Annotated in this window: 9 protein-coding genes; 3 read left to right on the top strand and 6 right to left on the bottom strand. The window is 35.5% G+C overall.

The window, feature by feature from the left end:
* Positions 1 to 22: 22 nt before the first annotated feature.
* Genes IE051_RS11280 through IE051_RS11270 form a run of 3 tightly spaced genes read left to right on the top strand, consistent with a single transcriptional unit; the run spans position 23 to position 9,248 of the window.
* Positions 23 to 3,349 carry a VCBS repeat-containing protein gene (locus IE051_RS11280; protein ID WP_189360904.1) on the top strand — a complete coding sequence of 1,109 codons (3,327 nt, stop codon included), beginning with the start codon at positions 23 to 25 and terminating at the stop codon, positions 3,347 to 3,349.
* A 12-nt stretch (positions 3,350 to 3,361) separates the two neighbouring features.
* Complete coding sequence (locus IE051_RS11275; RefSeq protein ID WP_189360903.1) at positions 3,362 to 6,706, top strand: VCBS repeat-containing protein; 3,345 nt, start codon at positions 3,362 to 3,364, stop codon at positions 6,704 to 6,706.
* A 31-nt stretch (positions 6,707 to 6,737) separates the two neighbouring features.
* Positions 6,738 to 9,248: a glycoside hydrolase family 9 protein gene (locus IE051_RS11270; protein ID WP_189360902.1), complete on the top strand. Its 2,511-nt coding sequence runs from the start codon at positions 6,738 to 6,740 to the stop codon at positions 9,246 to 9,248.
* A gap of 29 nt (positions 9,249 to 9,277) precedes the next feature.
* Here IE051_RS11270 and IE051_RS11265 read toward each other — a convergent pair whose 3' ends face one another.
* The 6 genes from IE051_RS11265 to IE051_RS11240 form a co-directional block, all read right to left on the bottom strand.
* Complete coding sequence (locus IE051_RS11265) at positions 9,278 to 10,036, bottom strand: endonuclease/exonuclease/phosphatase family protein (protein ID WP_189360901.1); 759 nt, start codon at positions 10,034 to 10,036, stop codon at positions 9,278 to 9,280.
* A 103-nt stretch (positions 10,037 to 10,139) separates the two neighbouring features.
* Complete coding sequence (locus IE051_RS11260) at positions 10,140 to 11,549, bottom strand: ADP-ribosylglycohydrolase family protein (protein ID WP_189360900.1); 1,410 nt, start codon at positions 11,547 to 11,549, stop codon at positions 10,140 to 10,142.
* 158 nt (positions 11,550 to 11,707) lie between these two features.
* The gene (locus IE051_RS11255; RefSeq protein WP_189360899.1) at positions 11,708 to 13,906 is read right to left on the bottom strand and encodes a beta-glucosidase family protein; all 2,199 of its coding nucleotides are present in this window, start codon (positions 13,904 to 13,906) and stop codon (positions 11,708 to 11,710) included.
* A 75-nt stretch (positions 13,907 to 13,981) separates the two neighbouring features.
* Entirely contained in the window at positions 13,982 to 16,417 is a 2,436-nt protein-coding gene (locus IE051_RS11250) for a glycoside hydrolase family 94 protein (RefSeq protein WP_189360898.1), read from the bottom strand.
* A 25-nt stretch (positions 16,418 to 16,442) separates the two neighbouring features.
* Positions 16,443 to 18,050 carry an MFS transporter gene (locus IE051_RS11245; RefSeq protein WP_189360897.1) on the bottom strand — a complete coding sequence of 536 codons (1,608 nt, stop codon included), beginning with the start codon at positions 18,048 to 18,050 and terminating at the stop codon, positions 16,443 to 16,445.
* Positions 18,051 to 18,494: 444 nt separating this feature from the next.
* Entirely contained in the window at positions 18,495 to 18,899 is a 405-nt protein-coding gene (locus IE051_RS11240; RefSeq protein ID WP_189360896.1) for a hypothetical protein, read from the bottom strand.
* Between the last annotated feature and the right edge of the window lies 1 nt (position 18,900).

Below are 18,900 nucleotides of genomic sequence, written 5' to 3'. Positions count from 1 at the left end.
ATATATTTAAGCATAGACCAAAATGAATAAATATTCCTATATACTACTATTATTTATCATGGCTTCATGTGCCAAGACCACTGATAATGCTTTGCGTTTTTCGCAAATTGATTCCAACAAATCAAACATTCATTTCAATAACGCCCTCACAGAATCTGACACCTTGAATTATTTTAACTATCCTTATATCTATATGGGCGGAGGTATAGGCATTGGTGATTTTAATAATGATGGATTAGAAGATATCTATTTTACGGGAAACATGGTTTCTAATAAACTTTATTTAAACAAGGGCAATCTTGTTTTTGAAGACATTACTGAGTCTGCTAATGCAGGCTTAGATAATGCCTGGTATCTTGGTGTTACCACAGTAGACATTAACAATGATGGCTGGCTTGATCTATATCTGAGTGTCTCAGGTAAAGCATCAAATTGTCCCAATAAATTATTAGTCAATCAAGGAATAGGAGATAATGGCAATATCTCATTTAAGGAGGAAGCCTACAAATATGGCATAGCCGATAAAGGACATAGTACACAAAGCACCTTTTTTGATTATGATAATGATGGTGACCTGGATTTATATGTAGCCAACTACCCCATTACACCTTTTAGAACAGCACCTAATATTTTTAGAAAACATATTCAACATGCTTCATCAAAACACTCGAATCATTTATATGCCAATAATGGCAATGGCACTTTTACAGATGTCTCCAAAACAGCAGGAGTTTTGTCTTATAGTCTGTCATTAAGTGCTACCGTGAGTGATTTGAATAACGATGGATATAAAGATATTTATGTGAGCAATGACTTTGCTAGTGCCGACTTTTGTTATATGAATAACGGAGATGGCACCTTTAGAAATAGCATTGAACAATCCACAAAGCACAATGCACTTTACGGTATGGGTGCTGATATAGCCGATTTTAATAATGATGGGCATCTCGATATTTTTCAAGTAGATATGGATGCATCTACCAATAAACGTTCTAAGGCCAATATGGCAAGCATGAACCCTAAAGTATTCTGGGACACCTATGATGCTGGTTTATACTATCAATACATGCACAACTGCCTACAATTAAACACAGGTATTTTAACACCGGATACCGACCCGCTTTTTAATAATATATCAAGAATAGCAAATGTATCATCCACAGATTGGAGTTGGGGACCTCTTTTTGCTGATTTAGATAATGATGGATGGAAAGATCTATTTGTCTCGAATGGTACCAGAAGAGAAATTAATAATACTGATTTTTTTAATAATATAAATAAAGAAAAAACAGCCTTTTCAAAAAAGCCAAGCCCGTCCGATGGTCTTAAAACATCATTAAGTATGCCCTCTGAAAAAACAGATAATTTTGTTTACAGAAACTCAAAAGATTTAACTTTTGAAAAAGTAAATACTGAATGGGGATTGGTCTTTGAAGGATTTACTAATGGGGTTGCTTATGCTGATTTAGACAATGATGGCGATTTAGAAATTATCTTAAATAATATTGATGACGAAGCTGTCATATTTCAAAATAATAATATTGAAAACAAAAATGCCATTGCTCTCAAGTTTAATGGTCCAGAATTAAACCCACGAGGGATTGGCGTAAAATGTACTGTGTTCTCCAATGAGTTGAAACAATTTCAAGAATTAAGTGTTGAACGCGGCTATTTATCGGCGGTCTCCCCCATTTTACATTTTGGATTGGGAGATGTCAAGCTAATAGATTCTATTTTTATTGAATGGCCAAATGGAAAATCTCAGATTCTAAAAGACATTCAAGCCAATCAAACACTTCAAGTAAACTTTTCTGAATCAGAAATACCTCTTTTACAGGACAATCAAAAAGAAACTGGGAAATACTTCAATTCTAGGATAACTGCATTAGACACGCTACATCGTCATACTGAGAATGACTATGATGATTATTCTAAAGAAATCTTGCTACCTCATAAAACCTCTAATTTTGGTCCATATGTTTCTGTTGGAGACTTGAATAATGATGGCCTAGATGATTTTTTTATTAGTGGTGCATCGCAGCAAACCAGTGGTTTATTCTATCAAAATCAATCGGGGTCTTTTGATAAACAAGCGTTTGATTTTATTGACAATCAACTTCAAGAAGATATGGGTTCTTTAATTTTTGACGCTGATAATGATGGCGACATGGATTTATATGTTGTTAGTGGTGGTAATGAATTTGAGCCTAATTCAGAATTATTGCAAGATCGACTGTATGTTAACAACGGGCAAGGTCAGTTATCACGTTCTAATACAGCTTTACCAGCAATGCTTACCAGTGGATCTCGAGTTTATTCTTTTGATTATGATCAAGATGGAGATCTTGATGTATTGGTATGTGGCCGCTTAATTCCGGCCAACTATCCTTCGCCAGTCAAATCCTATCTCCTGGAAAATATAAGCACAGAACAAGACATTAAATTTAAAGATATAACATCTTCACTCATTCCAGAATTTGAAAATTTAGGAATGGCAACTTCCGCATCCATTGAAGACATTGATGGAGATGGTTGGCAAGATATTGTTATTACTGGTGAATGGATGCCAATTCGCGTTTTTCAGAATAATCAAGGTAAAGCATTCAAAGAAATATCGAATGAATTAGGGTTAGAAAACACAACCGGATGGTGGTTTAGTCTTTCAAGTGGTGATTTTGACAATGATGGCGACATAGATTTTATAGCTGGTAACTTAGGCTTAAACTACAAATACAAATCTTCAGATGATGAAACGTTTGATATTTATTTCAATGATTTTGACAATAATAAAAAAGGCGATATTGTACTAAGCTATTACAACGAAGGGAAAAAATATCCCGTTAGAGGGCGCTCATGTTCATCACAGCAAATTGGTGAAATAAAGAATAAATTCAAATCCTATAACGAGTTTGCTGAGGCCACCTTAGTTGATGTCTATGGAGAAGAAGAACTTGAAAAGTCCTTGCACTATCAAGTTAACACGTTTGCTACAACCTATATTGAGAACAAAGAAGGTACGTTTATTATGCATCAATTGCCTAATGACATGCAGTTATCCAGTGTCAATCAAATCATAGTAAAAGATTTTGACCATGACGGCAATTTAGATGTCTTGGCTGCTGGCAACTTATATGCTTCAGAAATTGAAACACCACGAAACGACGCCGGAACCGGAATATACTTATCAGGTAATGGAGATGGTTCCTTTATCCCCAAATCCATAGCCGAAAGTGGGTTTTATGCACCTAAAGATGTTAAAGACATGGCCCTCATAAAAATAGGTAATGAACATAAAGTGATAGTTGCAAATAATAATGATTTTATAAAATTCATATCTATAAAAAACTAAGATGTAGTGCTTATGAATTTTAAAAAAATTATTTCTTGGGCTTTCCTAGTATCAGCTTTGGTCTTGCAGTCCTGCAAAGAAGAACTTCCTAAAATCGTTGTAAAAAAAGAAACATTATTTAGCAAGGTATCTTCAACCCAAACTGGTATTACTTTTAACAATACCATTCGGGAAGATTTAAATAACTTTTTTGTGGTTTATAATTATGCCTATAACGGCGGTGGTGTTGCTATTGGCGATATAAATAATGACGGTTTATCAGATATCTATTTTACCGGAAATCAAGTTCCTAATAAACTGTATTTAAATAAAGGTAATTTTAAATTTGAGGATATCACTACAACGGCTGGTGTTGCTGGTAGGTTCGGTTGGAATAACGGCGTGGTAATGGTAGATATTAATGGCGATGCATTACTTGATATCTACGTATGTCGCGGTGGTTGGAAGGGATCAAATAAAGAACGTGCCAATTTACTTTTTGTAAATAATGGGGATACTACATTTACAGAAAAAGCTTCTGAATATGGCATTGCAGATGTTGGATTCTCTATGATGGCATCATTCTTTGATTTTGACAACGACAATGATTTAGACTTATACCTGATAAATCGTCCTCAAAAATTTAATATTTCACACCACGGAACAGCCAAGGGAAGAAAAGACCAACACCCTATGTTCAGGGATAAATTGTTTGAAAACGTAAATGGAAAATATGTAGAAATTGGACTTGATTCTGGAATTGACAAAACATTTGCATACGGATTAGGACTCGCTACCTCCGATCTTAATAATGATGGGTTTTCAGATGTTTTTGTGGCCAATGACTATTTTGAAAGTGATTATTTCTTTAAAAATAACGGCAATAAGACCTTCACTCAAGATATAAAATCCATGACCAATCATGTGGCCTTTTATGGCATGGGTGTTGACGTGGTAGATTTTAATAACGATGGTTATGAAGATCTTATTGAATTAGAAATGACACCCGCAGATCATGAACGAGCTAAAGTAAATATGGCAAGTATGAATGTTGATGGTTTTAATAGAATTTTGGAGCAAGGCAACCACTATCAGTACATGCATAATATGCTTCAAATTAACAATGGCAATGGCTTTTTTAGCGAAGTAAGCCAACAAGCGGGAATTGCAAAAACAGATTGGAGTTGGTCTTGTTTAGGTAGCGATTTTGACAATGATGGCCTTAGAGATTTATTCATTTCAAATGGCTTTAGACGTGATGTTTTTGATAAAGATGCTACCACGACCTTTATGAAGTATTTAGAGTCTGATGAAAAGAAAAGCAAATCTAAATTGGAAAACCTCAACTACATTGTAAATCTTTTTAATGAAAATAAAATTGCCAATTACATTTATAAAAATGAAGGTCAATTAAAATTCACCTCCAAAGGAAAAGATTGGGGACTTAATGATCTTAGCTTTTCCAACGGCGCTGCTGTAGCTGATTTAGATAACGATGGCGATTTAGATTTGGTGGTTAATAATATTAATGATGCCGCCTTTGTCTATCGTAATAATGCAGAGAAAAACGGTAATAGTTATATAAAAATAAAACTGAATGGCCCAGAAAAAAACAGCCTTGGTTTGGGAGCAAAAATCACTTTATTTTTCAAAGACAGCATTCAATATCACGAACTCAAAAATGTTCGTGGCTATTTATCATCTGTTGATCCTATTGCTCATTTTGGATTAAAAAACAAAACACGTATGGATTCCATCAAGGTCCTTTGGCCAGATGGAAAACGCAACCTACTAACAGATGTTAAAGTAAACACCACCTTGATTATAGACCATGCAAGCGCAGTAACGTCAGCTTCTCCTAAAAACAAAATCAATACTAAACCAGTATTAAAAGATATTACCAAACAAGCATTCGCCAGTACCTCAGCGTATCATCAAGAGAATGAATTTGATGATTTTAAAGACCAAGTTTTACTACCTCATAAATTATCAACAGAGGGCCCAACAATTTCGGTTGCAGATGTTAATAATGATGGGTTAGAAGACTTTTATTTAGGTGGAGCGTCAACCTATAAAGGGAAACTATTTCTTCAGAAAAAGAACAACACATTTATAGAATCCTCACAAAACAGTTTTGCTAGAGATAAGGATTATGAAGATACGGCCTCGTTATTTTTTGACGCCAATAATGATGGATTTCCAGATTTATATGTCGTTAGTGGCAGTAATGAATTTGAGGAAGATTCGCCTTTACTTCATGATAGGTTGTATTTAAATAATGGAAAAGGTCAATTTTCAAGAACAAATAATCTACCCGAAATCACTTCTAGCGGAAGCTGTGTATTCCCATTAGATTATGATAATGATGGTGACCTGGATTTGTTTGTTGGTGGTAGACTCGTTCCTAAAAAATATCTCAAAGCTCCCCAAAGCTATCTTTTAAATAACACAAATGGAAAATTCACAGATGTCACAACACAGATCGCTCCTAAACTTGAGAAATTAGGCATGATAACAGATGCTGTGTGGAATGATATTGATGGAGACCAGCAAAAGGAGCTTATTATTGTTGGTGAATGGATGCCAATTACTATTTTCAAGTTCGAAAATGGCATTTTTAGTGAATCAAAAATGCCATCACTTAAAAACACCAGTGGTTGGTGGAATTCAATCACACCAAAAGACATAGATCATGATGGTGATATGGATTTTGTTGTTGGGAATTTAGGAGAAAACTATAAATTTAAAGCATCTGTTGAAAAACCGTTTTACGTCTATGTATCAGACTATGATAACAACGGCACTAACGATGTCTTTTTAGCCAAACCTTATAAAAATAGAATTGTACCCGTACGAGGCAAAGAATGTTCTACGGAACAACTCCCGGGCCTATCCGAAAAATTTAAAACCTACACAGAATTTGCGCGAGCAGATATTACAAGCATTTTAGATCATGTAGATACAAAATCGCAAAAACATGAAGTACAGATGTTTCAATCGGTATTTCTTAAAAACGACAATGGCCAATTAACCATTCAACCCCTGCCTTATCAAGCTCAGTTTTCCACTATACAGGAATCAATAGTTGACGACTTTAATAAAGACGGTATTGAAGATATTCTAATTGCCGGCAACAAATTCAACGTAGAAATTGAAACCACAAGAGCTGATGCTTCCATTGGTTTATTAATGCATGGTCAAGGTCAATTTCAGTTTGATGTTTGTCAAACTAACAAAAGTGGTGTCTTTTTACCTGGCAACGTCAAAGCGCTTAAAACCATAAGATTGGGCAAAGGAAAAGAAGCGCAACAAGGCGTTTTAGTAGGTATTAATGATGCCCCTATCCGACTGCTAATTGAAAATACGCAGTCTAAATAATTTAAATACGAATTATAAATACACCTTAATTATGAAACATATATTAGTATGTCTTCTAGTTTGCGTCAGTTTATCTCTTTCTGGTCAAAGTAAGGATTCCGATGAAGAACAGTTTAAAATCAATTCTGAAGAATATCTAGAAATGCGAGGTGCCAATGTCATGCTAGCGCATGATTTTTATCCTGAAAGCCATCAAGGTGGTGTTGGTATTATTCAAAATGGTATTCGTGTTGCAACTAACGGGGATTTGAGGTTAGAACCTACGCCAGGGCAATGGCAACCCGTACCAAAAGTGGGAAAACGTATTGTAGATCTGGATAACCAAGTTATTAGTGTTAAAATGCAATACCCGGATACTGCTAAAAAAACAGGGTTTAACCCTATTGTTTATCCCGATTTAGATTTCACATATACCTTAAAGGTCGTTCCTTTTGGAAAATCGTTTAAGATCATTGTCGATTTAGACAAACCCCTGCCTGAAGCATGGGTTGGAAAAGTGGGCATGAATATCGAATTATTTCCAGGTGATCTTTTTGGAAAATCCTATTATATGGATGACTCGTTTGGTATTTTTAATAGACAAGCTAATGGCCCAGGGTATTATGATGCCGAAGAGCAATACCAAATTAAACCCATGGCTACGGGGAATGAACTGGTTATAGTCCCAGAAAACAAGCATCAAACGTTGCGAATAAAGAACCTGAAATCTAATAATCTAGAGCTACTTGATGGACGAGCAAAACATAATAACGGTTGGTTTGTAGTGCGGTCATTAGTGCCTGAAGGGGCAACAAAAAATGCCATAGAATGGTTAATAACCCCTAGTGTTGTTGAAGATTTCACCTATCAACCCGTAGTCCAAGTGTCGCAAGTTGGTTATCATGCAATACAAGAAAAAATTGCAGTTATTGAAACTGATAAAAACGATTTAGATTTAGACGATATAAAACTCTACAAAATAAATAATACTGGAGGCTTAACTGAAATCCTTTCAGCTACACCAGAGCATTGGGGTACTTTTTTACGGTACAATTATTATCATTTCGATTTTACTGAAATAACTGATCCTGGCATGTACCAGATTAAGTATAAAAATTTCACGTCTAACCCGTTTCAAATAAACAATGCTATTTTTAAACGCGATGTATGGCAGCCCACACTTGAATATTTTTTACCAGTCCAGATGTGTCACATGCGTATCAATGATCGGTATAAAGTGTGGCATGGACTATGCCATATGGATGATGCATTACTGGCTCCAATAAATACGAATCATTTTGATGGCTATCTACAAGGGCCTTCAACCTTGACAAAATATAAATCCGGCGAACATGTTCCTGGAATTAATATTGGGGGCTGGCATGATGCAGGCGATTATGATTTAAGAGTAGAATCTCAAGCCACTACCATTCAAGGTTTATCTCATATTTATGAACTGTTTGATGTGAATTATGATAACACCAGTATTGATCAAGATTCAAGAGTGGTTGAGATTCATAAACCTGATGGGAAGCCAGACATTTTGCAACAAATTGAGCATGGCGCCTTATCTATAGTTGGCGGTTATAAATCCATGAATCGATTTTATAGAGGGATTATTGTTCCCACAAAAAGACAATATGTACTCTTAGGTGACCCCGTAAATCATAGTGATAATCGCATCTTATCAAAAAACACTACTGATCTTAGTTATTTATCAACTAGTACGGCAGCAGATTCTATTGCCAACGGATTATTAGGTGCACCCGATGACCGATGGGTTTTTACTGAAAATAACCCTAGACGTGCTATGAACACTGCTGCGGCATTAGCAGCATCCGCAAGAGCCTTAAAAACTTATAATAGCATGTTATCACAAGAGTGCCTATCTATTGCAGAACAGGTATGGGAGACCTCTCAAAACATTGAAGATGCACTAAAAATTAACTTAGCTATAGAGTTATTACAAACCACCAAAACTGAAAAATACAAGACCTTTCTTATCACACAAACCAATGTTATAGTTAGCCAAATTAATAACTATGGATGGAAAATTGGGCCAGTGTTCCCACTTATAAAAAATGATTCTTTTGTCGCTAAAATAAGAGCGGCTGTAAAAACATATTTAGTAGAAATTGAAAAACTAGAAAAAGAAACACCCTATGGTGTTCCATATAAACCTAATATTTGGGGCGCCGGTTGGGGAATTCAAAATTTTGGCGTACAACAGTATTTTCTACATACCAGTTACCCAGATATTTTCCCAAACACTTATATGCTAAATGCCATGAATTTTATTCTGGGTGTTCATCCAGGTGTTAACACCTCTTCCTTTGCGTCAGGCGTTGGCTCAAGATCACTAACACAAGCCTATGGTGTCACCAGAGGAGAAAACTCATTTGTTCCTGGAGGTATTGGCTCAGGAACAGCATTAATACGCCCTGATTTTCCTGAACTTTTAGAGTGGCCCTATTTATGGCAACAAACCGAATATGTTTTGGGTGGAGGAACTACAGATTATATGTTTTTGGTAATCGCCTCAGATCATATTTTAAATAAATGATTTGCGCTTATTTAATTTAAACAAAATCATTATTCAAGTGTTAAATGTACCAAGACGGGCAAATGATCAGAAGGCCAATGACCATTAGGCAGTTTGCTATTGATATGTAGATATGATTCTACAATAAATTTATCTACAAAAATATAGTCAATACGCTTATTAAGGGGAGCATTTAAATCAAACCCACTAAAGGTCCCAATTGGTCCAATTAGATTCGTTTTAGATAAAGTAATGCCGTCATGTAAAACGGAACTAATCGCTTTTATGGGCTCACTATGAGATTCGCAATTAAAATCTCCCATTAAAATCACAGGCAGTTTTTTTGGGTTTAATTCGTCAAGCTTTTTATTAATAAGTAACGCTGATTGCATTCTAGCTTGTTCTCCTACATGATCCAAATGGGTGTTAAACACTAAAAAGCGCTCATTTGATTCTTTAGTTTTAAATTCACCGTAGGTACAAATTCTTTTATAACTAGCATCCCACCCTAAAGATGGTACGGTTGGGGTTTCAGATAACCAAAAAGTTTCAGTATTAACAAGAACTAAGGTATTGGCGTTATAAAAAATTGCAGAGAACTCACTTTTCCCATTGTTATCTCTATCATCACCAATCATTCTATAAGAATCTAATTGATTATTCATAAATTCTAATTGATGACTTTGTCCCTCTTGAGTACCAATAATATCAGGCTGATACTTTTGTAATAAATCTGTTAGACCTTCTTTTCTATTTTTCCAGATGTTAACACCATCATGAGCTGAGTCATATCTGATATTATAAGTCATTGCGGTAATTGCCTGATTATTGTCTTTGCAATTAGTAAGTGCAAAAACGTATAGACAAACAAAAAAGAAAAAAAATAACTTGAGTTTCACTGTTTATGGGTTTTTAGTTATTAACCGAAGGTATGCTTTGTGAAACCTTGGGAATACGCCAATACCCTTCCTTGATGTTCATGGTTCCATTAAGCTCCTCTTTTACAACTTTATCAATGATGAATAGGCCTTTTTGAGCCATATTTTCAAAAGTATCTATACTGTCTTTGCCAAAATTCTGGCGCGTTCTATGAATGTTGAATTTATCTGAAAGGGGGATTTCAAAAAGGTTCTCTATATAATCCTTACCGTATATAAACCCTAAAAGCCCACCCCATGTAGCTGTAGGATTATCAGAATCCCATCCACATAACACACCTATTTTTATGGTTTCCTTAAAATCACCTTCACCATAAAACCAACTAACTAAACCCGCAGCAAAATTAATTCCAGCAGCAAAGCAACCATTACAATAAAGTTCTTGAGCGGTTATATTATAGCCATCTTTTTGATCTACTTGATACCTCTTATAAATGGAATCTCGTGTTTGTTCCCAAGGAATATTTGAATGATACTTACGCTCTACATAATCAAACATTTTAGCCGCGTAGGAATGATTTGGCAATATGTTCCGGGCTTCTTTGCTCAACCATTTTGTTTGTTTATCGATAGGCATTGAAGCGTCTACTCTAGCTGCTAAAGCATGCATAACCACATAAAACTGAGAGATCCAAAGGGCATTTTCACTGGCTACTGTTCTAATAGGTAGGTCCGCCATTTTTAACGCAAAATCTGGTCGCGTTGGAGCAAATAGTCCAAAGAGTTCTGTGGTTAATTGGGCATCAATCATTTCAAAATGTTCATTGTTTTCTGGCCGTCCAGTATCCGGAGGCAAGACGCCTTCTTTCATTAAATCAAAAGCACGCTGGTTAGACACCCAAAGAAAATTTTCTTCTTCAGACTTTATATGTTTCAACCAACCTTCTTTTATCATTTCAGGAGTTAACAATGAAGTTTTATTAACTAATAGTAAGTGCTGGTACATATATTCAATATCTGTATCATCATCAGCACCCCAAACTTCTGAACTGTCTCGAAGTACGAAATCTATTGTGTCTGACAAATCACTAGGAACACCTTCTCCCCAAATACTAGGTTGGTCTGGCCCGCCCCAATCTGCTCTTGTATAAAAGTCACCGGTTTTAATGGTGCCAATATTTCCAATTTTATCCATTTCAGTTACCAAACCAGTCCAATTTGCAATGCATTGTCCTAGCCAAAAACCATATAGTTTCTTTTCGTAGTCTATCCTAGAAATAATAAATTCATTAGGAGTAGATGTAAACGCCTGAGCTGGAAGTTCTTGATTAGAAATTAAGTTTACATCTTTTTCATTAATGCTTTTTTTACAATTCAGCACAAGCAACAGAAGCATCATATTAAAACAAACTATAAGTAGGCGCTTTAAATTTAAATACTTCATAATTATAAAATCTTATTGACTAATGATACTACAGATATAACAAGCATAATTATGGCCGTCAGAATGGTCTACGACCAATATAGTAAAGCTAGCTAATTTTAAAAATTAAGCAGCATAAAACTATTTATACTGCCTAAAATCACTATTTATCTATAGTTTTATTCAATCTTGATGGTGCTTTTTTTGATTATATTATCCGAAGCATTGCCTACGTAAATATCGTAATTACCAAGCTCCAGATTCCAATCTGATATTCCAGTGTCATAATATTTTAATTTAGAAATATCTATAGCAATGGTTACTGTTTTCTTCTCGCCTTGCTTTAGTGCCACTTTAGCAAAACCTTTAAGCTCCTTTTTTGCTCGATCTACTTTAGAATTTGGCTTACCCACGTACACCTGAACCACCTCAGCACCATCTACTTCTCCAGTATTGCTCACATCACAAGTTACTTCAATTGTGCCATCTTTGTCGTATTTCTTTTTATTTGCTGCTATATTTGACAATTCAAAAGTGGTATATGATTTCCCGTAGCCAAATGCAAAAAGGGGTTTAATTTTTTTAGTATCATGCCAACGATAACCTACTAAAATATCATCCTGATAATATTGATTTACACCATCTCCTGGGTACGAGGATTCTCCAAAATAATGCGCCGAATTATCTTCTAATCGTTTAGGGAAAGAAAACGGTAATTTTCCGGATGGGTTGACCTTACCACTAATAACATCGGCCATAGCAATTCCAGTCACACTTCCTAAGTACCATGATTCTATAAGACCTTTTACCTTAGATAGCCAAGGCATATCAACTGCATTACCAGATACTATTATGACCCCAAGGTTTTGATTGACCTCATGAATTTCATTGATTATATTATCTTGATTAAAAGGTAATCCAAATGCTTTTCTGTCATTACCTTCGCAATCTTGAGAATTACTCTTATTCAGTCCTCCAATGAACAAAACGACATCTGCTTGTTTTGCTATTTCAATGGCTTTTGTTCTTAATGAATCGGCATTCAGCTTACCCGGCACTATTCTATTATATTCAGACGGCCCGGTTTCATAGCCCATAGAATGTAAAATGGTGGCATTTTTATAGCGCTTCTTTATGCCTTCTAGAGGTGATATCTCAAATTTTGGTTTTAATTCTGAGGAACCGCCTCCTGCAGACATCGCGCGTGTAGCATTTTCTCCTATAACTGCAATAGTAAGGCCTTTGCTGTCTTGAATTGGAAAAAACTCATCTTCATTTTTTAATAAGACTATGCCTTCTGTTGCAACTTTATAAGCCACATCAATATGTTCCTGATTATTGACTCTTCCTAAAGGTCTATTAGGATTCATATTAGTACGAAACATTAATCTTAAAATCCGTCTAGCTTTATCATCGACTATAGATTCTGGAATTTCATTGTTTTTAAGCTTTTCAAGAAAAGGGTTTGCCAAATAGTAATAATCATAATGATTCTTAACATTAGACCCTAAACCATCTGTTCCCGTTCCCATTTCCATATCCAAACCATAAAGCGCGGCCTCGGTAGTAGAATGTGCTGCACTCCAATCACTTATTACGACGCCATCAAAATTCCATTTTGTTTTTAATATGTCATTATTAAGAAACTCATTATGAGTAGCATACTGCCCTCTAACCTTATTATAGGCGCCCATTATAGACCAAACTCCAGCCTCTTGAACCGAGGCTTTGAAGGCGGGTAAATAAATTTCATGTAAGGCCCTATCGCTTAGCTCAACATTGATAAGGGACCGCCATTTTTCTTGATTATTTAAGGCATAATGCTTCACACAGGCAGCCACTCCATTCTTCTGTACGCCTTTTATATAGGGCACCGCCATTACAGACGCCAAAAAAGGGTCTTCACCCATATACTCAAAATTCCTTCCATTAAGTGGTGTTCTGTATATATTAACACCAGGACCTAGTAGCACATCCTTCTTTCTATACCTAGCCTCTTCCCCAAGACTAAATCCATATTGTCCAGCTAATTCAGGTCTAAATGTTGAAGCTAGACAAGTAAGTACAGGAAAAGCTGTAATGGAATCATTAGTCCAACCTGCATAATTCCATGAATCCCAGCTAATTTCTGCTCTTACCCCATGCGGCCCATCGGCCATCCAAACTTCTGGAATACCCAAACGTTCAACACCTTTTGTACTAAACTTAGATTGTGCATGACATAAATCGACTTTTTCTTTTAGTGTCATTTGACTTAATATAGAATCAATTTTCGACTCCATATCATTACTTTTTTGAGCATTACCAATAATAGTACATACTACAAAAAAAACGCTCGTACATAAATACCTTATGCCGCTATAAAATTCTCTTTTCATATTTTTAATCCTCTTAAATAATATGTGAATATGTAACTCTCCGTTATATCCACAATCTGAAATATATTTTACAATCTAACCCATTATTACCTTAACATCGTACGCTTTACCTTTTTCTAATAAAGGTATAATAAATCCAGAAATCAATTTTCCGTTCACCCTTAACTCTTTAATACCTTTACTCACATGATCTGGGTTACTTACTTCAATATTGTAGGTAGCGCCTCTAAATGCTCTTTTCATTTTAAAACCATCCCATTTTTTAGGAATACATGGGTTTATTATAAGCCCGTCATAATCTGGTTTCACACCCAATATATACTGTGTAATGGCATAAAAATTCCATGATGCCGTTCCTGATAACCAAGAGTTTTTGGCTTCACCGGGTTTAATAGCTTCTTTTCCGGCAATCATTTGACAATACACATAAGGTTCTACCTTATGTAATTCTGATATATCTTCTAAAAAGCTAGGTGCAATTTTTGTATAATAATCATAGGCTTCATCGCCTCTTCCAATCATAGTTTCTCCTATCATTATCCATGGATTATTATGACAAAATATCCCCCCATTTTCTTTATATCCTGCAGGATACGTAGAAATTTCGCCATACTCAATATAGTACTTTGAAAACGCAGGACTGTTTAAAACAATGCCATACTCACAATCTAAATGTTCTTTAACGGCATCCAAGGCATTTTCTACCATGCCTTCTTCCTTTCCAATTTCGGCCATAGAACACCAGCCTTGGGATTCTATAAATATTTTACCTTCCTCGTTTTCATTAGATCCTACTTTATTCCCATAATAATCATAAGCTCTTAAATACCAATCGCCGTCCCAACCATGGGTTTTTACAGCTTTAATCATTTGATCTACATGAATCTGAGCCTCATGGGCTTCTTTTTCATTACCTATACGCTGACATAATTTAATATATTCCTTTCCATAAGTCACAAACAACCCAGCAATCATTAAGGATTCTGCTTGTCCGTCTTTTTTATTACCAGTAGTTTGAAATGAATCATTAGGGTTTGTAGAAAAACAATTAAGATTTAAACAATCATTCCAATCCGCCCGGCCTATTAAAGGCAATTGATGTGGACCTAAATTATTGACCACATGGTAGAAAGACGCTTTTAAATGTTCAAAATGTGACTTTGCGCGAGATTCGTCATTATCAAAAGGAACCATTTCATCTAAAAGCGTAAAATCGCCAGTTTCTTTGATATACTCTGAAGTTGATAAGATTAACCATAGTGGGTCATCATTAAAATCGCCCCCTATAGCTGCATTTCCCTTTTTTGTTAAAGGTTGGTATTGATGATAACAAGAACCATCTTCAAACTGCGTTGAAGCTATATCTACAATACGCTCTCTGGCACGCTCTGGAATTTGATGTACAAATCCAATTAAATCTTGATTGGAATCACGGAAGCCCATTCCTCTACCAATTCCAGATTCGAAAAAGGAAGCTGAACGCGACATATTAAACGTGACCATACATTGATATTGGTTCCAGATATTAACCATACGGTCCAATTTTTCATCTCCCGAGTCAATTGAAATTTTGCCCAACAAATTATCCCAGTACAATCTTAGTTCTTCTAGAGCAGCATCTACCTTTTCTACGTTGTTGTACTTTTCAATCATTTGTTTAGCGGGCTGTTTATTAATCACAGATTTACTTTCCCACTTATCGTTTTCATCAACCTCAACATACCCCAACATAAATACATAATCACGAGATTCTCCAGGCTGTAATTCCATTTCTATATAATGCGAAGCAATTGGAGACCAACCGTGAGCTATTGTGTTTTTGGGTTTTCCGTCGTTTACAACATCTGGATTATCAAATCCATTATACAAGCCCACAAAGGATTCTCTATCGGTATCAAATCCATTTATTTCTTGATTCACAGAATAAAAGGCATAATGATTTCGTCGTTCTTTAAACTCGGTTTTATGATAAATAACCGCATCTTCAACCTCAACTTCTCCAGTACTAAAATTACGCTGGAAGTTTTTCATATCATCATCGGCATTCCATAAGCACCATTCTATAAAAGAGAAAAGTTTAATTTTCTTGATTTCAGAAGATGTATTCTTAATTGAAACCTTCTGAATTTCTCCCCAAAAACCCAAAGGGATAAATTGTGTAATCTCTGATTGAATGCCATTTTTGGAGCTTTTAAATTTAGTATAACTCATACCATGTCTGCACTCATAGGAATCTAATGCGGTCTTTACAGGTTTCCAGCCTGGAGACCAAACCGTATTACCATCTTTGATGTAAAAATACTTCCCACCATCATCAACAGGTACATTATTATATCTGTAACGTGTTAATCGTCTAAATTTTGCATCTTTATAAAAGGTATAACCGCCACCTGTATTTGATGTCAGTGAAAAGAAATCTTCATTCCCCAAATAATTAATCCAGGGGTATGGTGTCTTTGGATTTTCTATAACATACTCTCGGTTTTTATCGTCAAAATGTCCGTATTTCATATACAATATTATTTTTCTTGTGTATTTATTGTTCTGATAATCTTCTGTTGTTTAGCTCTGTAGTAATTTCGTCTAGCTTATTCTGCGTGAGTGGATAAACCATCATTAAACCTGCTGCTATTATTGCAATAATGGCGGGCACCCAACTCATTAACATTATAATTCCGGGTACTGCACCCGCTATGGATGAGGCATCTTGTCCGTTATAATGAAAGGCTCCAAGAATAAAACCAATAATGGCCCCAGCAATTCCTCCGCCAAATTTGGTAGCAAAAGATCCTGCAGAGTATATTAATCCGGTGGCTCGTCTTCCATTTTTAAATTCTGAATAATCTGCAGCATCACCAAGCATAACAAAAAATAATGTTGGAAAGAACGCAGAACCAAACTCTGAAATTATACCTATAGCAAAAATGGCATTGATGTTCTCTGGACTACAAAAAGCAAATAATGCATTAATACCACCTGAAAATATTAAGGCATAAATAAAGAGGTTTCGCTTGCCTATTTTATTACCTAACGGCGCAGTCATCATAGCCCCGGCAATAGAAGCTACCATCAGCGCTATTAAATAGGTAGCTGCTAAAAGTTGATCACTTAAGTAGTGGGTAAAATAGATTATAACGATTCCTTGCTTCATCGAATTATAAACATTAAATAAAAGCCCTACTACCAAAAGGACAACCCATGGTTTATTTTTGACTAAATCTTTAAAATCTCTTAGCAGATTATTCTTTTGTGTTTTAGGGGGTTGAACTCTTTCTTTGGTTGTATAAAACGTAATTAGCATTAATAGGGCAAGAACAATAGACATTAAATACATGGCATTACTATAACCACTTTGTTGGTCGATAATTGAAATATCACTTTCCTTTAAATCTTTCTCACCTTCAACAATAAACGAATAATTCTTGTTGGCTTCCATGGCAAAGCTTTTACCTTTTGTGGGCATGTTATCAACGGGACTTAAGCGCTTATCATCCCAAGTAAAATCTGCGATTCCATGTTCTGTTTTAATATTTACATTTTGAACATCTTCTGATGCTTTGATTTCAACACGGTATGTCTCTTCAGAAACTTGATCAACTCCAATGGATGCATTAATACTCCCGTAATAAGCCACTAGAAACAATAAGGCCCCTTGCACGAGCATCCCTCCACCAAACGCGCCTACCATTCTGTAAGATCCAAGTTTGGTTCGCTCTTTATCATCACCAGTCATAACCGCCATTAAAGCACCATAGGGAATATTGTTTGCTGTATATATTAAGGTGAACAATATATAGGTGATATAGGCATAAATAATCTTACCGGTTGAGTCAAAATCTGGACTTGTAAATAAAAGGGAAAGAATGACTGCTAAAGGAATAGCCGTCCATAAAATCCAGGGCCTAAATTTGCCATACTTAGAATTTGTTCTATCGCCAACTATACCTATTACGACATCACTAATACCATCACTCAATCTAGCAACTAAAAATAAGACGCCTACAGTTACAGGGCTTAATCCAAAAACGTCCGTATAAAAAATAAATAAAAAAGTTGCTACGCCCCTCCAAGCTATGTTTGCAGCCCCATCACCTAAAGCATATCCAACTTTTTCCTTTAAATTCAATTTAGTATTAACCTGCATATTCTTTCTGTTATTATAATCCCTCGATTAACGTGCGCTTTGGTGCTTTTTATGACTTGAAATTTGTTCTCAAAAGGTTGCTTCAAAAAATAAATCTTGCAGGAGTAAAACTATCTGAAATAGAAAAAATGGAATGAGACTTATGTGTCAATCACTGATACATTTGTAGCAAAACAGCCTAGTGGTATGGGCTGACATTTATTAAACCCTATTTTAATGGCTACAGGCGTTTATAGGTTTCTCTTAGTGAAAATAGCATTGGCACTCTTAAGATTGCGCTCTTAATAAAATAGAATAAACCGTACTAAGGCGATAATGTAAAAATTAGAGCAAAAGAAAAGAAATGATCTGAATGAGCCGTGTATAAATAATACGGTTAAATAAAAAAACAGGGTAAGCATTTACAAATGCTTACCCTGTTTGTATGTATAAAAAATTGTTGTTTTAAAACCAAGGCTTTTTACCAGCCTGATAGGTATTGTAAAATTCAGCGTCAGATTTTGTTAAATAAATGATACCTTCAACAAAACCAATGACTCCCGGAACCCAAACAAAAAGAATACCTATACCCACGCAAGATAGCAAGATACCAATAAGCGTTGCCCCTAACAGGATGCCACCTTCTTTATTGTAACCTAAAATAAATTTATGAATACCTAAGCCTCCAAAAAGGATACCTAAGATACCCGCAAGCACTTTCTTATTGTCAGTAGAATCTAAAGTTTCTCTTGCATTTTCAGCAAATTCTGAAGCGGTTTCTTTGGCCTCATCAGCAAATTCTTTAGCCTTCTCCTTAGCATCCCCTAGCACCTCATTTAGGTCATCTTTTAAATTTTTATCATCAGACATC

Source organism: Algibacter mikhailovii, assembly GCF_014651495.1.
GTDB classification, from domain to species: Bacteria; Bacteroidota; Bacteroidia; order Flavobacteriales; family Flavobacteriaceae; genus Algibacter_E; species Algibacter_E mikhailovii.
This window is presented reverse-complemented; position numbering and strand designations above follow the sequence as displayed.